This window comes from Paraburkholderia sp. RL17-373-BIF-A, from assembly GCF_046030175.1.
Taxonomy (GTDB): Bacteria; Pseudomonadota; Gammaproteobacteria; order Burkholderiales; family Burkholderiaceae; genus Paraburkholderia.
Window position 1 is genome coordinate 1 of the sequence record NZ_JARESO010000003.1, and the last position, 22,145, is coordinate 22,145.

The 22,145-nt window shown below is 64.3% G+C and carries 20 protein-coding genes; 5 read left to right on the plus strand and 15 right to left on the minus strand.

Going from position 1 to position 22,145, the window contains the following annotated elements; translation table 11 throughout:
* Positions 1–104 precede the first annotated feature (104 nt).
* The 8 genes from P0D80_RS04150 to phnS all read right to left on the minus strand — a co-directional run bounded on the left by P0D80_RS04150 (position 105) and on the right by phnS (position 8,362).
* The gene (locus tag P0D80_RS04150; protein WP_408281490.1) at positions 105–665 is read right to left on the minus strand and encodes a phosphonate degradation HD-domain oxygenase; all 561 of its coding nucleotides are present in this window, start codon (positions 663–665) and stop codon (positions 105–107) included.
* Positions 666–669: 4 nt separating this feature from the next.
* Positions 670–2,121 carry a phosphonoacetaldehyde dehydrogenase gene (phnY, locus tag P0D80_RS04155; RefSeq protein ID WP_408281492.1) on the minus strand — a complete coding sequence of 484 codons (1,452 nt, stop codon included), beginning with the start codon at positions 2,119–2,121 and terminating at the stop codon, positions 670–672.
* On the minus strand, positions 2,118–3,401 hold the full coding sequence (gene phnA, locus P0D80_RS04160) for a phosphonoacetate hydrolase (protein ID WP_408281495.1): 1,284 nt from the start codon (positions 3,399–3,401) through the stop codon (positions 2,118–2,120). Before phnA ends, phnY begins: the two co-directional genes overlap by 4 nt.
* A gap of 56 nt (positions 3,402–3,457) precedes the next feature.
* Positions 3,458–4,192: a phosphonate utilization associated transcriptional regulator gene (locus P0D80_RS04165; RefSeq protein WP_408177220.1), complete on the minus strand. Its 735-nt coding sequence runs from the start codon at positions 4,190–4,192 to the stop codon at positions 3,458–3,460.
* Positions 4,193–4,268: 76 nt separating this feature from the next.
* The gene (phnV, locus tag P0D80_RS04170; protein ID WP_408177219.1) at positions 4,269–5,132 is read right to left on the minus strand and encodes a 2-aminoethylphosphonate ABC transport system, membrane component PhnV; all 864 of its coding nucleotides are present in this window, start codon (positions 5,130–5,132) and stop codon (positions 4,269–4,271) included.
* A complete protein-coding gene (locus P0D80_RS04175) occupies positions 5,122–6,069 on the minus strand; it encodes a 2-aminoethylphosphonate ABC transporter permease subunit (RefSeq protein ID WP_132382709.1) in 948 nt (315 codons plus the stop codon). The genes phnV and P0D80_RS04175 overlap by 11 nt, the downstream gene beginning before the upstream one ends.
* Positions 6,047–7,147, minus strand: coding sequence for a 2-aminoethylphosphonate ABC transport system ATP-binding subunit PhnT (gene phnT, locus P0D80_RS04180; protein WP_408281498.1), 1,101 nt, complete (start codon positions 7,145–7,147; stop codon positions 6,047–6,049). Before phnT ends, P0D80_RS04175 begins: the two co-directional genes overlap by 23 nt.
* Positions 7,148–7,273: 126 nt before the next feature.
* Complete coding sequence (gene phnS, locus P0D80_RS04185; RefSeq protein ID WP_132382705.1) at positions 7,274–8,362, minus strand: 2-aminoethylphosphonate ABC transporter substrate-binding protein; 1,089 nt, start codon at positions 8,360–8,362, stop codon at positions 7,274–7,276.
* Positions 8,363–8,717: 355 nt separating this feature from the next.
* Between phnS and P0D80_RS04190 the strand changes: the two genes are divergently transcribed.
* On the plus strand, positions 8,718–9,884 hold the full coding sequence (locus P0D80_RS04190; RefSeq protein WP_408281501.1) for a 2-aminoethylphosphonate--pyruvate transaminase: 1,167 nt from the start codon (positions 8,718–8,720) through the stop codon (positions 9,882–9,884).
* A gap of 20 nt (positions 9,885–9,904) precedes the next feature.
* Here the strand turns inward: P0D80_RS04190 and P0D80_RS04195 are convergent, their stop codons facing one another.
* Positions 9,905–10,660 carry a DeoR/GlpR family DNA-binding transcription regulator gene (locus tag P0D80_RS04195; protein WP_132382701.1) on the minus strand — a complete coding sequence of 252 codons (756 nt, stop codon included), beginning with the start codon at positions 10,658–10,660 and terminating at the stop codon, positions 9,905–9,907.
* A gap of 185 nt (positions 10,661–10,845) precedes the next feature.
* Here P0D80_RS04195 and P0D80_RS04200 point away from each other — a divergent pair, with 185 nt between their 5' ends.
* Together P0D80_RS04200 and P0D80_RS04205 are read left to right on the plus strand one after the other, a co-directional pair.
* Positions 10,846–12,405 carry an ABC1 kinase family protein gene (locus tag P0D80_RS04200; protein WP_408281503.1) on the plus strand — a complete coding sequence of 520 codons (1,560 nt, stop codon included), beginning with the start codon at positions 10,846–10,848 and terminating at the stop codon, positions 12,403–12,405.
* Between the two features lie 118 nt (positions 12,406–12,523).
* On the plus strand, positions 12,524–13,396 hold the full coding sequence (locus P0D80_RS04205; RefSeq protein ID WP_408281506.1) for a DMT family transporter: 873 nt from the start codon (positions 12,524–12,526) through the stop codon (positions 13,394–13,396).
* 179 nt (positions 13,397–13,575) lie between these two features.
* On the opposite strand, the gene P0D80_RS04210 is transcribed toward P0D80_RS04205, so the two are convergent.
* On the minus strand, positions 13,576–14,523 hold the full coding sequence (locus P0D80_RS04210) for a L,D-transpeptidase (protein WP_408281509.1): 948 nt from the start codon (positions 14,521–14,523) through the stop codon (positions 13,576–13,578).
* Between the two features lie 368 nt (positions 14,524–14,891).
* Between P0D80_RS04210 and nadE the strand changes: the two genes are divergently transcribed.
* Positions 14,892–15,752, plus strand: coding sequence for an NAD(+) synthase (gene nadE, locus P0D80_RS04215; protein ID WP_408281511.1), 861 nt, complete (start codon positions 14,892–14,894; stop codon positions 15,750–15,752).
* Between the two features lie 112 nt (positions 15,753–15,864).
* On the opposite strand, the gene P0D80_RS04220 is transcribed toward nadE, so the two are convergent.
* From P0D80_RS04220 to P0D80_RS04240, 5 genes are all read right to left on the minus strand, one after another.
* A complete protein-coding gene (locus tag P0D80_RS04220; protein WP_106286333.1) occupies positions 15,865–16,131 on the minus strand; it encodes an RNA recognition motif domain-containing protein in 267 nt (88 codons plus the stop codon).
* A gap of 443 nt (positions 16,132–16,574) precedes the next feature.
* A complete protein-coding gene (locus P0D80_RS04225) occupies positions 16,575–16,925 on the minus strand; it encodes a hypothetical protein (protein WP_132382691.1) in 351 nt (116 codons plus the stop codon).
* Between the two features lie 104 nt (positions 16,926–17,029).
* On the minus strand, positions 17,030–17,683 hold the full coding sequence (locus P0D80_RS04230) for a hypothetical protein (protein ID WP_408281514.1): 654 nt from the start codon (positions 17,681–17,683) through the stop codon (positions 17,030–17,032).
* A 263-nt stretch (positions 17,684–17,946) separates the two neighbouring features.
* On the minus strand, positions 17,947–19,614 hold the full coding sequence (locus P0D80_RS04235) for a S10 family peptidase (RefSeq protein WP_408177210.1): 1,668 nt from the start codon (positions 19,612–19,614) through the stop codon (positions 17,947–17,949).
* 82 nt (positions 19,615–19,696) lie between these two features.
* The gene (locus P0D80_RS04240; protein WP_408281516.1) at positions 19,697–21,256 is read right to left on the minus strand and encodes a S53 family peptidase; all 1,560 of its coding nucleotides are present in this window, start codon (positions 21,254–21,256) and stop codon (positions 19,697–19,699) included.
* 303 nt (positions 21,257–21,559) lie between these two features.
* Between P0D80_RS04240 and P0D80_RS04245 the strand changes: the two genes are divergently transcribed.
* Complete coding sequence (locus tag P0D80_RS04245; protein ID WP_408177208.1) at positions 21,560–22,069, plus strand: DUF1993 domain-containing protein; 510 nt, start codon at positions 21,560–21,562, stop codon at positions 22,067–22,069.
* The last annotated feature ends 76 nt before the right edge of the window (positions 22,070–22,145 follow it).

Sequence of the window (22,145 nt, forward strand, 5' to 3'; positions counted from 1 at the left end):
TTTGATAGGCATGAATTGCGCCAGAAACGGCGCCAGGCCGACGACAAAATCGGCAGACCAGCAAGCGCGAGAAGCACCGAAAACCGCGCAACATTGAACAGCCCTCAAACAGCCGCGTGCTTAAGCATCACCCGTTCGACAATACCTAAATAGTGATCAAGATCCGGCGTCGCGCGATTCTCTTCCTTGGCGAGATCGTCCCACCTGCGCAGGCGCAATGCGTCTTCCGCATAGGGTTTTTGCAGGAACGCTTCAGCCTCCTCCTTGCTGAAGATGCCGCCCTGCAACTCCAGACTCCGCACCGAATCGGCGGAAAGCTGGCCGAAATACGTGTCGTCAATGGCGCATAGGCAGCGCTTGGCGTCGACGTGCAAACGAATCGGCTCCAACACCGCATTCGACAGCACCGGCCGCAGAAACGGCAGCGCGAAATACTGATGCAGATCGTCGATGCCCCGCTCCGTCGGCGTCTCGCCTTGCAGATTGAGCAAATGGCCGAGGTCATGCAGAAACGCCGCGGCAACCAGTTCCTCATCGGCACCAGCCTCTTCCGCCAATAAGCCGCTCTGCAACGCATGTTCAAGCTGCGTCACCGGCTCGCCGCTATAAGCCAGCTTGCCGTATTGCTCGAACAGCGAACGGATGTCCTTCACATTCAATGCCACGCTATTACTCCCACGGTAATGAAAAGGTCTTCAGATTGGTGAAGCTCTTCATGGCTTCCTGAACGCCTTCCTTATAGCCAAGCCCGGAGTCCTTGATGCCGCCGAACGGCGTCAACTCGATCCGGTAGCCCGGCACTTCCCACACGTTGACCGTGCCCACGCGCAATTCATTGATGAGGCGCGTGATCGCATCCTGCCGGTTCGTGCAGACGCCCGACGACAACCCGAACGGCGTGCCGTTGCTGATACGGATGGCGTCGTCGAGCGTGTCGAAGGTGATGATCGGCGACACCGGCCCGAAGGTTTCCTCGCGCACCAGCGTCATCGACGGATCGACGCCGTCCAGCACCGTCGGCGCATACAGTGCGCCCTTGCGCTGATTGCCCACAAGCAGACGCGCCCCGCTCGCCACCGCCTCATTCACGCGCGCCTCGAAAAGCTGCGCCGCGGCGACGTCGATCACGGTGCCCATCTGATTCGATGCATCGAACGGATCGCCGAAAGACCAGGCCCGCGTCTTCTCGACCACCAGATCGGTGAAATCCGCCGCCACGCTCTTTTGCACGAGCATCCGTTTGACCGCGGTGCAGCGCTGCCCGGAGTTCTTATACGAGCCCTGGACAGCGAGCGTCGCCGCGCGGTCCAGATCGGCGTCGTCGAGCACGATCAGCGGATCGTTGCCGCCCAGTTCCAGCACCACGCGCCGGTACGCCGCCTTGCCCGCGATGTATTTGCCGATCGCCACGCCGCCCGTGAACGTGACGAGCTCCGCCAACGGATGCGTGATCAGCTCATCGGCGATTTCGAGCGGATCGCCGGTCAGCACCTGCAGCATCGGCGCGGGCAAGCCGGCTTCGTACAGAACGTCGGCGAGATACAGCGCCGACAGCGGCACCTTCTCCGACGGCTTCAGCACCACCCGATTGTTCGTCGCGATGGCCGGCGCGATCTTGTGCGCGACCTGGTTCATCGGATGGTTGAACGGCGTAATCGCGACGATCACGCCCGCCAGCGGCTCGCGCTGCGAGAACACGCGCCGCTTCTTGCCGTGCGGCGTCAGATCGCAGGAGAAGCTCTGCCCGTCGTCACGCAACGCTTCGATCGACGCAAACTTGAACACATCGGCCACGCGGCCGATCTCATAGCGCGAGTCCTGCTTCGACAAACCCGACTCGAGCGAAATCAGGTCCGACGCCTCTTCGGTCCGCTCGCGCATGAGCGCCGCCGCGCGCTCGAGAATCTGCGAGCGTTCGTAACGCGTGAGTTGCGCCTGATAGGCCGCCGCGTATTCGAACGCAGCGCGCACGTCATCGACGCTCGCCAGCGGGACCGTGCCCACGCGCGTTCCCGTATACGGATCGAACACATCGAGCGTGCGCGAGCGCGTCACGCGCTCGCCTTTGAGCCGCAGCGCTTCCGCCCGAAAAGCCGGATGGTCCCGCAGCACGGCGTTCATGATGACGACACGCGATTCAAGGCGATGTCGAAGATATCGAAGTTGCGCAGCCTCTTGCCACCATCGCCGCCGCTGGACGGCAATGCTTCGACACGCCGGTTGAACAGCAGCGGCACTTCCTGTTCGGAAATCCCGCCATGCGAACGCAACGGCACGGTCAGTCCGGACAGATCATGTTCAGCGCGCCGCGTGCCGAGCACGACATGCTTCGTGCTGACCACGACGATATCGCCGACGCGGTCGTTCGGCAGCTCGAAGCGCTCGCACGCCGCCTGGTTGTCGAGCACGGTATCGATCCCCTGCAAGCCGCCGATCCGCTCGATCACCTGCGCGACGCTGACATCGCGCGGCAGATAGATGGTTGCGAACGAGCCGAGCGCGCCGTGATGCACCACATACGGATCCGTGATCGGCAGAATGACGCGCGCACGGCCGGCGCCGAGCCAGTCGTCGAGCACATCCTGCAGATAGATCACGTTCGGCTCGCCGGTCTGCGGATCGTGCTTGGCGTTCATGCCGTGGTCGGCGGTCAGGCCGATCACCCAGCCGAGCGCGTCGAGCTTCGCGAGGTAGCCGTCCATCATTGCGTAGAACGCGTTCGCGCCCTCGGTACCCGGCGCCCATTTGTGCTGGATGTAGTCGGTCGTCGACAGATACATGAGGTCGAGTTGACGCGTTTGCGCGAGCCGCACGCCGGCGGCGAACACGAATTCGGACAGCCCGGCGCTATACACATCGGGCACCGGCAAGCCGACCAAATCGAGTACTTCGCCGATACCGTTTTCCTCGAGCGTCACCTCGTCGGCTTTTTCCGCCGAAAAACAGAGGCCTTTCAACTGCCAGCCGAGCAGCCGGCGCAACTTGTCTTTCGCGGTGACTACGGCGACCGCCGCGCCGGCTTCGGCGGCAGCGGCGAGCAAGGTGCCCGCGCGCAGATACGCGGGGTCGTTCATCATCACTTCCGCGCCCTCGCCGCCGTTCGCGTCCGGATCCCAGAAGTAGTTGCCGCAGATGCCGTGCACCGAAGGCGGCACGCCGCACACGATCGACAGATTGTTCGGGTTGGTGAACGAAGGGATTACGCAGTCCCCCTTGAAGGCGCCACCGCCCTTGAGCATCTTGCCGATAAACGGCGCCACGCCCGCCGCGACCGCGGCTTCCAGATAATCGAATTCGCAGCCGTCGACGCACACCACCACCGTCGGTCGCGAGGGTAGCCGGTAGCTGCGGCCGTTGACTTCGATCGTGCGTTCGCTGGTACTCGTGTCTGTATTCGCCATCGTTCCCTTCCATGCGTGCCGGGCACGCGCGTTGTAGTCAGTTCGTTGCAACCATCTCAATCGTTCGACGCCGTCGGCATGCGCACCACGCTCAACGGCCCCGCCGGTTCGCACGCCGCGTGAGCGCGCTGCATGCCGCCGTTCACGTGTGCATGCATCAGCGCCGCGGCATGGTCGGCGTCGCGCGAGGCCACCGCCGTCAGGATCGCGCGATGTTCGGCCAGCGAGCGCTCCATCGCATCGGCGTGCACCACCAGCGCGGCACGTCGAAACAAGCTCAATTCGCACACCAGCCTGCGGTACGTCTCATACAGCTTCGAATTGCCCGATGCCGCCACCAGCGCGTCGTGAAACGCCACATTCGCGCGCGCATAGGCATCGTGATCCTGGGCGTCGAGCGCCGCGCGCATCGCGTCGAGCCAGTCGCGCAATCCCGCCAGCTTGCGGGCATCGATACTGACCGCCAGCATCCGGCACGCCGCCTCTTCGAGCACCGCGCGCACCGCGTAAATCTCATCCGCTTCCGCCAGCGACAGCGTCCGCACGAACACGCCGCGGTTCTTCTCGGTCCGCACCAGGCCGGCCTGCTCCAGCGCGCGAAACGCCTCGCGCACGGGCCCGCGCGACACCTGCAGACGCGTCGCCCAGTCGGCTTCGTTGAGCTTGTCGCCGGGCGCGAGCGCCCCCTCGACGATGTGCCGTTCGATTTCGTCGCGAACCAGCGTCGTCAGCGAATGCCTGCGCACAACCTCAATCGGATCGACAGAAGCAGTTTGCATATATTCGGTCATTTTGACAAATTTTGCCACATCGATATGTGCAGGCGCGCCGCCACGGCATGCCGGCACACGCATCAGAAGTTGCTCGTCAGTCCGTCCGGCGGCGCGGGACGCGCGCAGCGATCAGCAGAAGCGCAGCAAGCGAGACCAGCAGAAGAATCAGCGACAGCGCGGAGGCCGGCAGGTAATAGCCGCGTTCCACCTGACCGACGACCACGATCGGCACCGTCGCGAATCCCGGCGGATACACGGTCAGCGTGGCGCCGAGTTCGCCGAGCGAGAGCGCGAAGCCCAGCGCGAGACTCGCGCGGATCGCCGGCACCAGTTGCGGCAGCACGACGCGGCGCAACACCATCGAAGGCGGCGCACCGAGACTCGCCGCCGCTTCGCGCAGAATCGTCAGCTCCGGGCGCAACGCGGCGGCCGCGCAGCGGTAGCAGAACGGCAGCACTAGCGCCAGTTGCACGAACACGACGATCGCCGCCGAGCTCGACAGATCGAACGGCCGCTTGTGATACGCGATCAGCACCGCGAGCCCGAGCACCACGCTCGGCACGCCGTTCGGCATCATCGCGATGGTGTCGACGATGGCGCCGAGCCCGCGGCGGTCGCGCCCTTCGAGCGCCAGCGCGAGCCACAGGCCGAGGATCGTGCCGAGCACCGCGACGCCGATACCGATTTCGAGGCTCGTCGTAATGGCATCGAAGTCGCTCGAACCGAGACGCTCGAACCAGCGCGTGCTGAAGCCGTCGGGCAGGATCGTGCCGGACCAGTGCGCGGCCACGCTCGACAGTGCGACGACCACCACCGGCAACACGAACAGCCAGAAACACAGCAAGGCGGAAAAACCGAGAAACGCGCCGCCGAGCATGCGCACCACCAGACTGCGGCGCACCGGCCGCGCTTTCTTGTGCATGACCGGCAAAACGGTCGGGTCGAGTTCAACGGCCATGGCCCGCTCCTTTCACCTTGCGACGGTTGACCTGGCGGTACAACGCGTACAGCGACAAAGACATGATCAGCATCACGACCGCGCCGGCGGCGGCGGTCGGCAGATCGAGATCGACGGTAGCGGAACTGTAGATCGCCACCGGCAGCGTGATCAGATGCGCGCTGCCGAGCACGAGCAGAATGCCGAACTCGTTGAGCGTCAGCAGAAAGCACAGGATCGTGCCCGCGGCGATGCCCGGCCACGCGAGCGGCAGGATCACCTTGAACGCGACCATCCAGCCACTCGCGCCGAGACTGCGGGCGGCTTCGATCAGACGCATGTCGAGCGTGGCGAACGAAGCCAGCGTGGGACGCACGACGAACGGCGCGTAGAACACCACTTCCGCGAGAATCACACCGCCCACGCCGAACAGGAAATCGAGCGGCGGGTTCTGCAGATGAAAGAGCCGCTGCAAGCCGATGCTGACCGAGCCTTGCGAGCCGTACAGAAAGATCAGCGTGAAGGCGACCAGAAACGACGGGAACGCGACGAACAGTTCGAGAAACCGCGTGATCATCCGCGCGCCGGGAAACGGCTTGAAAAACAGGATCGACGCCAGCGCGACGCCGAGCAGCGACGCGAGCCCGGCACTGGCAAACAGGATCCACAGCGTCGTGCCGATCACGCCGCTCGTTTCCGGATTGCCGAAGAACGCAGAGTACGCATGCAGGCTCAAGCCGTGCGGTCCGGTCAGACTCAGCAGCACGAGGCGCACGAGCGGATAGATGACCAGCGGCCCGAGCACCACCACGGCGATGAACAGCAGATGCCATTGCGCGGCGCGTTCGCGGCGCTTCACCGCGGCCGCATGCGAGGCGGCGCTGGCGCTGCGGCGGGCGTCGGCAGCGGCGGCCGAGCCGAGCGGATTGGGCGTATCAGGGGTTGATAAGGACGACATCGTCAGCCTCGTAACGCAGGGAAATACGCGCGCCCTTCTCCGGCATCATGCCGTGGCCGCGCTGCATGGTGACGAGCACCGGCTCGTTGGGCATCGCGTCCAATACGACGGATACCGACAACACCGCGCCATACCATTCGACCGAAGCGATCGCGCCGTGCAACTGCCCTTCGCCGAGCGGCACGATCCGCAATGCCTCCGGACGCAGACAGGCCACGCGATCGCGCTCGTTGTGGCGTGCGTCGCCCATACTGAAGGCGACCTGCGGCGGCAGCAGATTGGCCGCGCCCAGATAACGCGCGACAAAGCCGTCGGCCGGCGTGTCGTACAACTGTTGCGGCGTGCCGAGTTGCGCGATGCGGCCTTCGCGCATCAGCAGCGTGCGGTCGGACAGCACCAGCGCGTCGTCCTGATCGTGCGTCACGCAGACGATCGTCAGATTCGGCAGGCGCTCATGCAGCGACTTGAGTTCGGAACGCACCGACGCGCGCAGATTGGCGTCGAGTGCGGAAAGCGGTTCGTCGAGCAGCAGCACATCGGGCTCGATCACGAGCGCGCGCGCAAGCGCCACGCGCTGCTGCATGCCGCCCGACAATTGCGCGGGCATCACGTGGCCGGCGTCGCCGAGTTGCACCAGCTTCAACGCGTCGGCGACGCGTCGCGCGACATCTTTGGACGGCGTGCGGCGCGCGCGCAACCCGAAGGCCACGTTCTCGAACACCGACAGATGGGGAAACAGCGCATAGCTCTGGAACAGCAGACCGAGATTGCGCTTGTGCGGCGGCACGTGAGTGAGATCGTGACCGGCCACGGTCAACGTGCCGGCCAGTCCGTCCGCTTCGATAAACCCGGCGATGAAACGCAACAACGTCGTCTTGCCGCAGCCGCTGCGGCCGAGCACGGTGAGCAATTCGCCGCGCTGGATGGTCAACGACAGATCGTCGAGCACTGTGCGCGAACCGAAGCGCACCGTCAGATGATCGATCTGCACGCCGCCCGGCGTAGTCGAATGCGCGGCATCGAGCGCGTCCGGTGCGGCGCCGGGCGCGCCTGGTTGAGCAAGACTGGCGGTATTCACCGGTTTCATCCTCCAACGGAATTAATGCTGACGCAGCGCCTCGGGGAGTCCCGCAGGCGCCGCCTGATTCTGCAACGTCACCCGGTTATATGACTGAGTGACGTCGATGATGCTACGAACGACGGCTTACTTCGGCTTGACCACTTCGAGCTGCTTGCCCGACGAACCGATCACGTCGTTCTTCCAACGCGCCGTCCAGTCGGCTTTCTTCGCCATCACCTGATTCCAGTCCACCGGAATCAGCTTCACGCCCGCGATAGCCTGCTTGACGGCTTCGCCGTTCTTGCCGGTGAGCGGCACGTCGGTGCGGCCCGGAATGCCGAAGATGTCCGGCACCTTCGCCTGCACTTCCTTCGACATCAGGTAGTCGATCAGCTTTTTGCCTTCAGCCTGGTTCGGGCCATTCTTGATCAGGCCGATTGCGTACGGCAGTTGGAACGTGGTCGGCTGGCCGCCTTCGTGTGCGAGGAAAATCGGCTTGAGCGACAGGCCGCCGTTGGCCGCGTCGTCCAGGTCCATTTGCAGGTCGCCGTTGGCGACCGCGATTTCGTTGCGCGAGAGCAGCACGTCGAGGTAGCCCGTGCCCTTGGTGTGGAACTTGGCGCTGTTTTCGAGCTTCTTCAGATAGTCGAACGCCTTGTCTTCACCCATCAGCGACGAGGTCAGAATGATCACGGCCATGCCGTCGCCCGCCGTGGCCGGGTTCGAGTAGGCGACCTTGCCGCTGAAGTCCGGGTGCAGCAGGTCGGCGAAGGTCTTCGGCTGGGTCTTGGTGACTTCCGGGTTGATCGCGAACGAGAAGTAGTTGTTCACGAAGGTCGCCCACGCGCCGTTCGACGCCTTGGCGATCGCCGGCACGTTCTTGTAGTTGGCGCTCTGATAAGCCTGCAGCAGGCCGCTCTGGTCAGCTTGCTGGATGAACGGCGGCAGCGTGACGAGCACGTCGGCCTTCGGCTGATCCTTTTCGATGGTGGCGCGGTTCACCACTTCGCCGCTACCCGCCGTGACGATGTTGACCTTCACGCCTTCCTTCTTTTCGAAGGCCGGCAGCACATCCTTATAGAGGTTCTCGAGGCCGTCGGCGGTGTACAGCACCACTGCGTCGGCCGCGTGCGCCTGCATGGCCGTGCCGCCGAATGCCGCCGCGGCGACCAGCGCCGGCAGCAGTTTGCGTACGAGGCCGGCCGTGGCGTGAAGGGAATTCGTCTTTGTCATGTCGCTTTCTCCGAAAGGCAAAAAACCAGACGGTCGGGAGATCCCGATACCTGTTGTGATTGAACGGCGGTAGCGCCGCGCCGCTTGCGTGTTGCCCGCATCAAGCTGTCGTGCAGCTTCATACGGATTGCAGATTGCCAACAACTTTGCTGCCCTCTTGTCGATTCTTTCCAGCCTGACTCACAGCCCAGCTACGACACCCGCGCTGCCGGCCATGCCTGAATGGGCACGGCAAGGATCACAGGTTTCCATGACAACGCCATGACGATTCTGCAGAGTTCCAAAAAATGACACAATTCGCCAATAATATCCAAATCAATCTTTTCGTCGCCCGGCCTGGGCGGCGTTCGTTCAGATGATGACGGAGGCTGGTGTGACCCCTGGTGTGATCCCTGATGTGATCCCTGATGTGATCCTTGGAAACGACCCAATCCTGTTGACCCCGGGGCCGCTCACCACCTCACCCCGGACGCGCGAAGCGATGCTGCGCGACTGGGGTTCGTGGGACGCCGCGTTCAACCGCATGACCCACAGCGTGTGCGCCGACCTCCTGAAGATCGTACATGGTGAAAATGACTATGTATGCGTACCGCTTCAAGGCAGTGGCACGTTCGCGGTCGAAGCGGCCCTCGGCACGCTGGTGCCGCGCCAGGGCTGTGTGCTCGTTCCGAACAACGGCGCGTATTGTGCCCGGCTGATCAAAATATTGCAGCGAATGGGCATCGCTTATATCGAATTGGCGTTGCGCGAGGACGAGCCGGTCGGCGCGGCCGCCATCGAAGACGCCTTCAATCTCGATTCGCGCATCAGCCACGTCGCGCAAGTGCATCTGGAAACGAGCGCCGGCCTGCTCAATCCGCTCGACGATATCGCCGCGGTATGTCAGCGGCACGGCAAGAGCCTGATCGTCGACGCCATGAGTTCGTTCGGCGCGTTGCCGATCGACCTGCGCCGTGGCGGCATCGACGCGCTGATCTCGGCGAGCGGCAAGTGCCTCGAAGGCGTGCCCGGCATGGGTTTCGTGATTGTGCGGCGCAGCGTGCTGGAGGACAGCGAAGGCCGTTCGCCCTCGCTTGCACTGGATCTGCACGATCAATATGTCTATATGCAGAAGACGACGCAGTGGCGCTTCACGCCGCCGACCCATGTGGTGGCCGCATTGCGCGAGGCACTCGACCAGTTCAACGCCGAAGGCGGCCAGCCCGCGCGCGGCGCGCGTTATACGCGCAACTGCGTGGCATTGGTCAGCGGAATGAAAGCGCTTGGCTTCGAGCCGTTTCTGAAGCCCGAGGTGCAGGCGCCGGTGATCGTCACCTTCCACGCGCCGCGCGATCCGGCGTGGCAATTCGCGGCGTTCTATGCCGCCGTGCGCGAAGCCGGCTACGTGCTGTATCCGGGCAAGCTGACGCAAGTGGAAACGTTTCGCGTGGGTTGCATCGGCGCGATCGATGCGAACGAACTTCACAACGCGGTAGCCGCGATCGGACGCACGCTCGAGCGGCTGGGCATCCGGGTGAAATAGTTGGGCAAGCCGGGGCGCGCTCAGGCGATCAGGATTTCCGGACCGTGCGCCGTGATCGCCTTGCCGAGCGCGCGCTCCGGAGCCAGCTCGGTCACCAGATAACGCGCCGACTCGATCCCGTTGATGCGCACCGGCGTCACGCGGCCGAACTTCGAATGATCGGCGACCACCACCACCATGTCCGCCGCGGCGATCATGCGGCTGCGCACCTCGGCGGCCATACGGCTGTAGTCGGTCAGATAGCCGTCCGGCGAAATCCCACCCGCGCCGATGAAGGCGAAGTCCGCGTGGTACTGCGTCAGCTGATGGACGGTATCGAGCCCGAAGGTGGCGTCTTCGATATCGGACAGCTCGCCGCCCAGCAGCGTGATGCGGTTGTCGTTGCGGCGCCCGAGCAGCAGCGCGATCCGCCAGTCGTTCGTGTACACCGACAGACGATGCCGGTCGAGCAACGCCCGCGCCACCGCCTGCGTGGTGCTGCCCGAGTCGATGATCAGGGACGCGCCGTCCGGCACGAACTCGGCCGCGCGTTCGCCGATGGCGCGCTTGGCGCCGGCATTCGCGGCTTCGCGGGTATCGAGGTCGGGCTCGCGCCGGTCGCTCGACAGCGCGCCGCCGTGAGTCGTGACCAGCAGGCCGCGCCCGGCCAGCGCGTTCAGGTCACGACGAATGGTCTCGCGCGACACGTTCAGTTCGCGCACCAGCTCCGCGACCGAGAGCGCGCCGGTTTTGGCGACTTGCGCCAGGATGTATTGGTGACGTTGTTCTGCGAGCATCGATGAAAGGCCGGAAACCGGCACGCTTGGGTTTCGCCACGGTTGGAGAAGGCCGGCGTATTGTATTACGCATGGCGCGGCGATGCTCCTCCTGGCGCGCTTACCTGCTAATCTGAACGCCCTGGCCGTGCGCGAATATCCCTCGATAGAGGTGGACGCCGCGTGACCCGTCAACCGAACTGCCGATGCCGCCACTGTTTCGCCGTCTACTGTTGCTGTTCCACGCGCTGCGCTACGGCGCGCGCCTGATCTGGCTTGCCGCGCCCGCAGACCACAAACTGCACTGGATGATCGAGATGGTCGGTCGTTTGCATACGGCCGAACGTAGCAGCAAGAGCCTGAGCGGCGTGCTGCCGGCGCTCGGACCGTTGGCGGGCCGATTCGCGGAAACGCTCGTCGAACGGCCCGAACTTGCGACCGGCACCTTGCACGACGCCATCGACGCGATCGATCATATGGAAGCCCCACTGCCGCCGCACGAGTCCGAACAGGCACTTGCGCGCGCTTTCGGCAAGCCGCTCGCCACGCTCTTCAGCGCCGTGGATCTGGTGCCGGTGCGCGGCGGCTTCGCCGAACAGACGCATTTGGCACGGCTGCTCGCGCCGGTGAACGGCCATTACGAGGTAGCGATCAAGCTGGTGCGCGCCGACCAGTTGCAGCAGATTGGCGACGAACTCGCGCTGCTGCGCTGGGTCGCGCGCTGGCTGGAGAAGTTCTCCGGCACCGCGCGCCGCCTGCAACTGCGCATGCTGGCGCAAACCTTCACCGACGACATCCTGCGCCGCTTCGACCTGCGCGCCGAAGCCGCCAATCTCAGCCAGACCGGCCATCATTTCGACGGCGACAAGCGCATCGTCGTGCCGGACGTGATCTGGGACCTGTGCAACCCCTACACGCTGACGATGCAGCGCGTCAGCACCTTGCCGGCGAGCGACTTGCCAGGCCTCCACGCGCATCACATCAAGCTCGCGCCGCTTGCCGCGCATATCGTCGAAGTCGTCACCGAGCAGGCGTTCGAGCACGGCTTCTTTCACGCCACGCTCGACGCCCGCCGCGTACGCGTGAGTATCGAACCGGACACGCTGGGGCGCCTCGTGCTGGCGGAATTCTCGATCATGTCGAGTCTCTCGACCGACGAGCGCGAGTTCTTCGTCCACGGCGCGACCGCGCTGTTCGACCAGGACTACGGGCGGCTCGCCGAAATGCATCGCGATGCCGGGCACGTGCCGCACGACACGCGCGCCGAGGTGCTCGAAGCCGAACTGCGCACGCGCGCCGAAGCGCATTTCGCGGCCGAGCCGGAAGACCGTTCGGCGGGCTCGCTGTTTCATCATCTGCTGCACGCGGTGCATCCGTTCGAGGGCGCGGTGCCCGGACGGCTCGCGACCGCGCAGCGCTCGTTTCATCAAGCGGAAATGCTGGCGCGCGCGCTGCATCCGGGGGTCGACACATGGAGTATCACCCGCGGCGTGCTGGCGGATATCGCGCGGCGCGACATCGATCACCGCGGCTGGATCAAACGGATCGGGCGCGAGTTGCCGCATCTCGCGCACATGCTGCCGCGTGTGCCGCAACTGGCGGTTCGCTATCTGCAACACGAGCATGATCGCGCGCGCACGCCGCAGCAGAATGCGCAACTGATGGCGGAGATTGGCCGCGAATACCGGCGCACGCGTGTGCTGCTGTGGGCGTGTGCCGTGTGTGGCGGCGTGCTCGGCGCAGGAACGGTGCTGCTGATGTGGTGATGGCGTCGGCGCGCCCCGCGGACCGCAGTGCGGCGGAGCACTCCGCCGATTGCAGCTTCGAACAAGACGCGCGTCGCGTATCCCGACAAGATGGCGTTTTTTCACGCAACCCTTTCCGATGCTCGCTTCTCTCATCGCCGCTGTTTTCGTCGTGTTGTGGTCGACCGGTTTCGTGGTCGCCCGCGCGATCACGCCGTACGCGGATCCCAACCTCTTCCTGCTCGCGCGCTTCGGCGGCACGGCGCTGATATTCGCACTGGCGGCGCTGATTGCACGTGCCACGTGGCCGAGTGGCCGCGATTTGGGCAAACATCTGGTGGCGGGCGCGCTGCTGCAAGGCGTCTATCTTGGCGCCGGTTACTGGGCCGTTGCCCAGGGCCTGAGCGCCGGTGTAATGGCTTTGCTCGGCGCGCTGCAACCGCTTGCGACGGCCGCGGTCGCGGCGCCGCTGTTCGGCGAGCGGCTCTCGCGGCGCGGCTGGACCGGCATGGCGCTCGGCCTCGCCGGCGTCGTGCTGGTGCTCGAACCGAAGCTGACCGCGGCCACCGCGTCGACGCCGCAGGGCAGCGCGCCCGCGTGGCTGGTCGTGCTGATCTCGATCGCCGCGATCGGCGCGATTACGGCGGGCACGTTGTTTCAGAAGACTTCGCTGGCCAAGGCCGACATTCGCAGCGCGAGCGCGGTGCAGAACTTCGGCGCCGCGCTCGTCGCGGCCGTGCTTGCGTTGGCGCTCGGTGAACATCGCTGGATTGCGTCGCCCGCGTTGTGGGGATCGCTCGCGTGGGGGATCGTGATGCTCTCCGGCGTCAGCGTCACATTGCTGGTGTGGATGGTCAGGCGCGGCGACGCGGCGCGCGCGACCGCGCTGATGTTTCTCGCTCCGCCGCTTGCCGCACTTCAGGGGTATGTGGGGTTCGGTGAGACGCTGGTGCCGTTGCAGATCGCCGGGTTTGTCGTTGCGTTGCTGGGGGTGTTGCTGGCGCGCTCGTGATGGATGGCGCGGTCGTGGTGACCCGCACGGCTTGATGAGGGGCGCGCTCGCGAGCAGCCGCCCGGTCTTGTGAGCGGCGCGCTTGCGAGGAACCACGCAAATTAGATTAACGACGCGCTCGCGATAAACGGCGCGCTCGCGCCAAGCAGCCCGCTGGCGACGAACCGCGCCGACGCGAATCAATCCGCCGTGTCCGCCCCGGCCGGTACTTTGGCGCGCGCTTCGCCGCCGGGCGCGGACGCCCACGCTGGGCGGCTCTTGCGCGCCGAATCCACCACGGCGATATAACGCCCGGCCCACGGCGTCACCTGTCGATCGCTTTTCAACACCCACAGCGATTTACCCGACTCGACGAGCGCCTCATATTCGGCATCGAGAATGCCGTAGTGATCGATAAACGAATTGAGCGACGCGGGAATGCGCACGCAACCCTTCGAATGACGAATGCCGAGCAGCGACTCCAGGCGGTCGGGGTCGGTGGCGTGCATCTGGAAGCGCATCTGCGACATGCCGCCCTTGCCCCAGCCGCGCTCGCCCTGGGCCCAGCCGAGGTCGTAGATCCGCATGTCACGCTTGCCGTAGCCGCGGATATGGTTTTCGTTCTGCGTGCCTTCCGAACGGAAATCCATATTGGCCGGCGTATGTTCGAACACGCCGAGCGGCGTGATGAAATGGTCGTACTCGCCCGGCCGCCCCGTCGAAACTGGCGATGCGCCGATCATCTGCCAGGTGTCGGCCGGCGCGGCGCGAAAATAGATGAAGAGCGCCTGCACGTTGGCGTTGCGATCGACCAGCACGACATACTCGCCCGACAGATCGCCGAGCATGTGCGCGCCGAGCGCGGCTTGCAGCCGATTGGCATAGGCTCGCTGATCCGCCGCAGGCACTTTCAACTTGCGCGTGACGTTCTGCGCGAACACGTCCCGCAGCACGAACGCGCGACGCGGATCGACCACGCCGGCGGCATCGGGCATCGCGACAGCCGACGCATTGACGGCGGCCGCTGGACGGTTCGCTGGCTTTGGCGCCGATGCAGCTACGGGTGCCGAGGCCGCAATCGCCGCACCGCATGACAACATGCAAAACGCGGCACTCAACGCACGCGTCAAACGGCGCAAGGAAGACATAGTGCGCGCGATGCTCCGCACGGAAAGTCGATCCAACATACACGACACGTCGCGCGGACGATTGACCGGCGCGAAAGTGAGACGGTCCAGTACAGGCTGGCCAGGCCGGTTGCGGTGGTTCATCGCGTGTTTGAGCAAACCTGATTATTATTGACTGCTCGCCGGCTCATGCGGCGCTCTCGGAACGAGGATGTTACTAAGCACATTGCGATCTGTCGATGAACATTGGACGATTCATTGATATCGCCTCAACAACCGGGCACCTTTGCCGATCAACGCGGCAAATGAAAAGCGGCGCCAAGGTAAATTGAACCCACGCCGGTAACGGTTCGACATTTGCGCGAGCGCGCAAGGAGCAAAGAAGAATCATGACGCAACAGGATCCAGTCGCACGCCAGGCAAGCATCTCTGAAGAAATGCACATCAGCGCCGAATTCGACGCTGCACATGAAATCGAGCGCCGGGTCGCTTTTCTCGCGAACTATCTACGCAGCAGCGGCCTGAAAACGTATGTGCTCGGGATCAGCGGCGGCGTCGATTCGACGACTACCGGCCGGCTTGCGCAACTCGCGGTCGAACGGTTGCGCGCCGAACATTACGACGCGCACTTCGTTGCAATACGTCTGCCTTACGGTGAACAGAAAGACGAAGCCGACGCGCAACAGGCCTTGCGCTTTATTCGCGCGGACGAAAATCTCGCCATCGATATCAAGCCCGCGGCCGATGCCATGCTCGCCGCGCTGGATAAAAGCGGCGTGCTATACAAGGACGAATCGCAACAGGACTTCGTGCACGGCAATATCAAGGCGCGGCAGCGCATGATCGCGCAATACGCTGTGGCCGGTGCGCGGGCCGGCGTGGTCATCGGCACGGATCACGCGGCGGAGTCGGTGATGGGCTTCTTCACGAAGTTCGGCGACGGTGGCGCCGATGTGCTGCCGCTCGCCGGGCTCAACAAGCGTCGCGTGCGCGCCGTGGCCAAAGCGCTGGGCGCACCGGAAGCATTAGCGCACAAGGTGCCGACCGCGGACCTCGAAATGTTGCGTCCGCAACGGCCTGATGAGGATGCCTACGGCATTCCCTACGATGCCATCGATGATTTTCTGGAGCGCAAACCCGTGAGCGATGCCGCACGCGCGACCATCTTGCGTTTTTACGAAGTCACGCGTCACAAGCGGGCGTTGCCGTACACGCCGTTCGATTGGCCGGTGCAGGCAAGCGGAGATTGACGAAGATACGGGTGCGCAGATGATGCGTCGAGGTCGGCGCATCGGCGATGCGCGAGCTTAGGCGCGCTCGTGTCTCGCGCCGCATCCAGGGTGAATCGACAACAGCGTCAGGTTACTGAGCCGCCGGCGGTTCGTCGGTGAAGAGATCGGCGCTGGCCTCCAGCGTCTGGCCGCCCAACTGCTTCCCGTGAATCTGCCGCGCGATCACTTCGCCCACATAGGGCACCTCGGCGTCCAGCTCGACCGTGGCGTACGCGCTGGGCTTGCCGGCATCGACCACCTCGATGTTTTTCGCGTAATGCCCAAGTTCGTGCTTCAGAAATTCCCGCACTTCCTGCTCGCTGCACGATTCCGCGATATTGCGCACGATCAGGTTCATGCGGCCTACCCTCTGCGCGCGTTGCGGCCTGTGCCGCGATCCGCGGACTGCACGCGCACAGGGCGCAATGCGGCACGCTGTTTCGCCTGCGCGGCAGCGAACTGGCGGATCAATGCAGCGCCAGCGGCGCCCAAAGCGGCTAATGACAAATAGAAGGCGATCATTTAATTCTCCCCTGCGAATTTCGTCCTGTACTCAGGATAGCCACAATCGACAATAAAAGCGATGCAACACAGTGTCGTCAAAAAACGGACTTAAATATCTCCGTTAATGCACTGTACCTGAATAAGCGGCGTCAAAAATAGCAAAACAGCTGTTCATTTCCCGCTACAGGCCCGGCAAACGCGTCAAACGCGGACGCTGAACGCGAAAACCGGGCCGCGACATGCATCGCCACGGCATCCTGCGGGGGACCTGCGCAAAAGGCGGACTGGTCGTCGCGATCAGTCTGCCGTTTGCACGTTGGCCGAACTCACCCACCATGCGTTCTTGCCCTGCGGCAGCTGAACCAGCACCGCAGACGGATCGTCGACGCCATCGTCAGCGACTTCGCATACCGCGAGACCGTCGGGCAGGCGCTTCACCTCGCCGGCCGACTGAAACAGCGCAACACGTTGCGCACTCAACGGCCGCAGCTGGCGGTACACGTCGAAGCTGATGGCCGCGGGCACATCGCCGCGGATCTTCAGCGTGTCGGCCTGGCCGCAGCGTACAGGCTCCGCGGCGAACACGGCGGTGCTGCCGAACAGGCAGCCGATAGAAAGCGCCATGGCGGCAAAACGTGAATGGATCATGATGATTCTCCGAAAACTAGATGGGGCCACGGCCTGCGAGTTGCAAGCCGCGCGACTGAATAGATGCGAATGGACGAAGCAGGCCACAGACGAGGCAGCCGGCTTCATGGCGGGTTGTCGCGTCCGGCTCCGTGGCCGTTGTCGCCACCGGTGGCCACGTCGAGCCGGCTTATGTTGCAAGACGTTTGACCGAAGCCCGAATAAACCACCGACCAGTTGCCGACGATCGCGGCTTGCGCTTCGGCGAGGCTCAGTTTGCCTTCGCACACGCAGCGCTTGAGCATGACCGCCGCACGTGCCTTGCGGCGCTCGCCCTGGTGGCCCGCCCACGGCAGAAGATCGAGATTGGCGGGAGCGTCCGGCGAACCGCCGAGCACGATCGGCACACGCCGGTCGAGCGCGAAGGCAGCGCCGCTGTCCGCGTCGATGCCGCGCGCGACGAGCATGCGGTCTTTGTGCGCCATCAGTTCGTCGAACGGCGGCGCAACCGTGTCCGCGTAACCAGGGCGGCAAATCGTGTCCCCCACCGATTGCTGCGTGACACGTTCGTCGAGCATGCCGACGTCTTGCGCGCGGGCGTCGCCCATGCGCAACGCGAGCAGCGCCGTAAAGCCGAGCGCGAGCGCAAAGCGCCTATTGCCGAGGGGACGCGCAACGCCGCACCGGCGCGCGAGCGCTGGAGGAGTCGTGTCATACGTACTGCTGGTCGGGTCGCTGGAATGGTCGGCGCGACGCCTGTCTGCAATGCCTGCGTTCATTCTTCGGCGCGCCGGGAGCGGCACGCAATAGTTCAATTCGCAGACCAATTAAAACACATTCAATATGCTTAAGTAAAAAAGCCTGCCTATGCGCGCCGCGCGCATAGGCCGCATTCGGCGGATTTCACAGGCTGCGGGAACCGGCGACGCCACCACTCGCGCGTCGCCAATCCCAATCCCCGCTGGCGCCCTCTGTCCACTGACCCCGCGATCCCAAGCATTCCACACGCGTCACGTCCGCAACGCGACGCGTCAATGCGCCGCTACTTCGGCACACGAGCCTGCAGAGCGCGGATACGGAGTAGCGCCTGCGTGTTGGACACCGTCGTGTCGTACATCTTCGCGAGATCGGCCTTCAGCGCGGTGCGCGACCCGCCGTCGAGATAGACCATATGCCCCGACGGATAAAAGCGCGCCGACAGGTTCTGCCGGACCTGCTGACTAAGCAGCGGCATCTGCTGCAGATCGAGCACGGTCTGATAAAACGGCGTCACGAAATCGAAGAAGCCGTTCGCCGACAGCACCTTCAGATCGGGATTGAGCGCCATCACCGCGGCCAGGTCGCCGGCGGTGTACAGAATGACGTTGCCCTTCGAATCGACGCCCTTCTGCGCGCCGGTCGGATCGATGTGACTGAAGTCCCAGTACTGGAAGGCCTGGTCGTTCAGATCCGTGAACGACGAGTTCGACGTGTACTTCAACTGCTCATTCAGATACACGTTCCACATCGTCGTGTAGACGCCGGTGACCGCGGTCATGGTCGGGTCGTTGCCGCCGGAATTCGGGTCGATCTTGCCGGCAATGCCCGTGCCGATCGCCGTAACGCGGCCGTCGTATTCGCCGAGCGCGAGACCCTTGGATTTCAGCAGCGTGGTCAGGAAGAGTGAATTGCCCCGGCTGTCGTACGACGCGATATCCAGACTCCACGCAAGCAAGGTTGTCTTGTCGATGCCGGTGTATTCGCTGAGCTTTTCGACCGTTGCCGTGTCGGTGGTCGGAAATTTGCGCAACGCGGCCAGATAGTCGGTGCGCGCGAACTGCGCCACTTCTTCGGCGAACGTGCCGAGATCGGTGGGCCGCGGCGCGATGCCGAGCTTCTTGTGATACCACGCGTCCGCGGCCGCCGTGGGCAGTGCGCCGACCGGGTTGCCGGCCTGCGTGTAATCGAGAATCGACGATTGCAGCGTAATGCCATTCAAATCCACGCCGTCTTCGTGCAAGCGGTACGCCAGCACGCAACTGCGCGCCGTGCCATACGACTCGCCGAACAGGTACTTCGGCGAATTCCAGCGGTTGTTCCTGGTCAGGAAGCGCTTGATGAACTGCTTGATCGAATCCGCGTCCTGGTCGACGCCCCAGAAGTCGCGGTTCTTCTTCGGCGCGATCGCCGCCGAGTAGCCGGTGCCGACCGGGTTGATGAAGACGAGGTCGCTCTTGTCGAGCAGGCTGTCCGGATTGTCTTCCATCGAATACGGCGCGGGCGGCGTGAAGCTCGGCATCGACGTCTTGATGCGGCGCGGCGCGAACGAGCCCAGCAGCACGAACACCGACGACGACCCAGGGCCGCCGTTATAGAAGAAAGTCACCGGCCGCGCTTCTTCCTTCTGGTTGTCCTGCGTGAACGCCACGTAGAACATCCGGGCTTCCGGCTGTGAACTGCTCGGGTCGACGATGACGAGGTGGCCCGCCGTCGCCGTGTAGTTGATCTTGTGCCCGCCGATGGTGACCGAGTGATGCGTGATCGCGGCACTTTCATCGGTTGCCGTAACGGAATCGTCCGGCCCATTGCCGTAGGCGACCGGATCGAAGAACGGCTGGTCGCCGGCTTTGTGCGGCGCGCTGGCGGGCGCGGGCGTGCCCGCTGGTGCGCCAGAAGCATGGGAATTGTGCGACGGCTGCGGACTAACAGAAGCTGACTCGGTATTCGTCATGATCGCTCCATGGGTTCGTTCACGTCTTCGTTCACGTCTTTATGTCGCCCCAAAGGACTTCCTTCGGGGCGTGTCCTGCAGACTATAGTGCGGCCGCCACCTTCTGACCATTGGGACTGCCGAGCCCCGTGCACGCATCCCAGCCCGCGGATGCCGCGAAACTGCCGTTGTTGCCTTGCGTGATGTCGTTGCACGCGCCGCTCGCCTTGTACAGCTTGGGGTTGATGAAGCCGGCCGGCTGCCCCTTCGCCGCATTGATGCGCGCGATCAGCGCGGCCCACAGCGGCGCGACCGCGCTGGTGCCGCCGACCACCGTCTGCGTACCGTCGATCAATACACTGTAGCCGGTCACGGGCGATGCGTCGCCCGCCACGTCCGGCACGCCGCGCCCGCCGAGCGCCTTCTTGCCGCCGCTCGTCGAGGTGGCGGACAGACCCTTCTGCCACACGGGCACCGGGAAGGCCTGGCTCACGCCGCCGCCGGTCGCACCGCCCTGCGCGCCGTCGTTCCACACCGCCTCGTGCGAGATCGAAGTGCCCGACGCAGTGAGGCTCGTGCCGCCGCAGGCCAGCACATACGGGCTCGACGCCGGGAAGTCGACCTGGTCGCCGCTGCCCGCGCCGTCGCTCGAGCCGCTGTCGCCCGACGCCGCGCAGACCGTCACGCCGAGGGTCGCCGCCGACTGCAGCACGCTGTTGAAGGCCTGCAACGACTGGCTGGTCCAGTTCGACTCCGGGCCGCCCCAACTGATCGAAATCACCGATGGCTTGTTGGTCGTGTCGTGCACCGCGCGGCTCACCGCGTCGATGAAGCCGGCGTCGCTGTTCTGCGTGAAATACACCGCGATCGTCGCGCCCGGCGCGATCGCGCCGACGATTTCGATGTCGAGCGTGACTTCGCCGTCCGGCCCGTTCGGGTCCCCCGTCGGCTGGTTGCTGCCCTGGTCGACGCCGACCGATTTCACCTTGGGCGATGCGACGCCGAGGCTCGCAAAGTAGGACTTGAGGTCGCTGGTGTTATAGCCGCCGCCCAGTTCGATGATGCCGACGCACTGACCGCCGCCGTCGCCTTGCGGAAAGTGGTAGAGCGACGCGAGTTGCGGCGGCGTGAACGAAACCTGATGACCGCGGGCCGCCTGAAACGGCGGCCGGATGCGAAAGTGCGGACTCGCCTGCGGGCGGTCGTCAAGGCCGAGCACGGCTTGCACTACGCCGTGCAGATCGTCGGGCACGCTGATCGTGCCGGTGCGGCCGCGGAACTGGCCGGTCGAGTGATGTTCGTAGTGTTCCAGCTTGACGGCGAACGCGTCCTGGAACTGGGCAATCGTGCCGCTCAGCAGCACCGTGCGCGCGGCCGGATCTTCGCGCACCACCGTCAGGCCGTGTGCGGTGGCGAAGGCCTTGACCTTGGCGATGTCGTCTGGCGCGGCGCCGTAATCTTTGGCGAGCGTCTCGCGCGACAACGGCTTGACGCTGGGATCGCCGGCTTCGATCTTGCTCATCAGCGCGTCGAACTGCGCCTGCTGCTGACGGCGCAACATGACGAATACTTCGATGCGCTCCGCCGGATCGCATTGCCCCACGACTTTCGAACCCTGTTCCACTGTGCGTTCGCTGCCAGGCAGCGGGTGCTTATTGACCATGGTGTCGATTCTCCGGTTAGCGTGGCAGCGCGCTCCACGGGGGTGGACGCGGCACGCCACGCGCCTGCACAACCTCATTGCCTAAGGCCGGCGGCAAGTTTGCTGATCAAGGACGTCAAACCGTCCGACCAATCCATTCAAACACAGTTCCGGCGCGCGCGGCAGTTGTCCGAATGGCTAACGTCGTGTCGCATCGATGCGCATCCCGCATCGCTCGCGCTATGATGCTGCAGCGGCAATCCAGCCGCTACGTTGCCTCGCGCGCCATCCGCGCGCACGATCAAAAGAATCAGAGGAAGCCCCATGTCAATTTCGATGTATCAAGCATCACTGCCCCTGTTGATCCGCGGCCTGACGAACCTGCAGGTCATTCTGGGCAAAGCCGAAGCGCACGCCGCCGCGAAGCAGATCGAGCCGTCGGTGTTCACCACCGGCAGGCTCGCGCCGGACATGCTGCCGCTGACGCGCCAGGTCTATATCGCCAGCGACACCGCGAAGGGCTGCGCCGCGCGTCTGGCCGGCGTCGAAGCGCCGAAGTACGAAGATGTCGAACAGACTTTTGAAGAATTGATTGGCCGCCTTAAAAAGACGATCGACTATCTGAAGGAATTCAATGCGGAGCAGATCGACGGCTCGGAAGAACGCGCGATCACGCTGAAGATGCGCACGGGCCCGGTCGAGTTCACGGGCCAGTCGTATCTGCTCGGTTTCGTGCTGCCGAACTTCTATTTTCACGTCACGACGGCGTATGACATTCTGCGTCACAACGGCGTCGAACTCGGCAAGCTCGACTATCTCGGCGGCATCAAGTAAAGGGCGTGCCTGCGTGGCTTTGACGGTTGCGCAGATAAGGCAATGAGCGCTCACAGAAAGATGCATGTTGGGGTGC

Bases quoted from the DNA above. Each gene is read 5' to 3' on its own strand.
- phnY (WP_408281492.1), bottom strand. From the start codon at position 2,121: ATGAACGCCGTGCTGCGGGACCATCCGGCTTTTCGGGCGGAAGCGCTG.
- phnA (WP_408281495.1), bottom strand. From the start codon at position 3,401: ATGGCGAATACAGACACGAGTACCAGCGAACGCACGATCGAAGTCAAC.
- P0D80_RS04165 (WP_408177220.1), bottom strand. From the start codon at position 4,192: ATGACCGAATATATGCAAACTGCTTCTGTCGATCCGATTGAGGTTGTG.
- phnV (WP_408177219.1), bottom strand. From the start codon at position 5,132: ATGGCCGTTGAACTCGACCCGACCGTTTTGCCGGTCATGCACAAGAAA.
- P0D80_RS04175 (WP_132382709.1), bottom strand. From the start codon at position 6,069: ATGTCGTCCTTATCAACCCCTGATACGCCCAATCCGCTCGGCTCGGCC.
- phnS (WP_132382705.1), bottom strand. From the start codon at position 8,362: ATGACAAAGACGAATTCCCTTCACGCCACGGCCGGCCTCGTACGCAAA.
- P0D80_RS04190 (WP_408281501.1), top strand. From the start codon at position 8,718: ATGATGACGGAGGCTGGTGTGACCCCTGGTGTGATCCCTGATGTGATC.
- P0D80_RS04195 (WP_132382701.1), bottom strand. From the start codon at position 10,660: ATGCTCGCAGAACAACGTCACCAATACATCCTGGCGCAAGTCGCCAAA.
- P0D80_RS04200 (WP_408281503.1), top strand. From the start codon at position 10,846: ATGCCGCCACTGTTTCGCCGTCTACTGTTGCTGTTCCACGCGCTGCGC.
- P0D80_RS04205 (WP_408281506.1), top strand. From the start codon at position 12,524: ATGCTCGCTTCTCTCATCGCCGCTGTTTTCGTCGTGTTGTGGTCGACC.
- P0D80_RS04210 (WP_408281509.1), bottom strand. From the start codon at position 14,523: ATGTCTTCCTTGCGCCGTTTGACGCGTGCGTTGAGTGCCGCGTTTTGC.
- nadE (WP_408281511.1), top strand. From the start codon at position 14,892: ATGACGCAACAGGATCCAGTCGCACGCCAGGCAAGCATCTCTGAAGAA.
- P0D80_RS04220 (WP_106286333.1), bottom strand. From the start codon at position 16,131: ATGAACCTGATCGTGCGCAATATCGCGGAATCGTGCAGCGAGCAGGAA.
- P0D80_RS04225 (WP_132382691.1), bottom strand. From the start codon at position 16,925: ATGATCCATTCACGTTTTGCCGCCATGGCGCTTTCTATCGGCTGCCTG.
- P0D80_RS04230 (WP_408281514.1), bottom strand. From the start codon at position 17,683: ATGAACGCAGGCATTGCAGACAGGCGTCGCGCCGACCATTCCAGCGAC.
- P0D80_RS04235 (WP_408177210.1), bottom strand. From the start codon at position 19,614: ATGACGAATACCGAGTCAGCTTCTGTTAGTCCGCAGCCGTCGCACAAT.
- P0D80_RS04240 (WP_408281516.1), bottom strand. From the start codon at position 21,256: ATGGTCAATAAGCACCCGCTGCCTGGCAGCGAACGCACAGTGGAACAG.
- P0D80_RS04245 (WP_408177208.1), top strand. From the start codon at position 21,560: ATGTCAATTTCGATGTATCAAGCATCACTGCCCCTGTTGATCCGCGGC.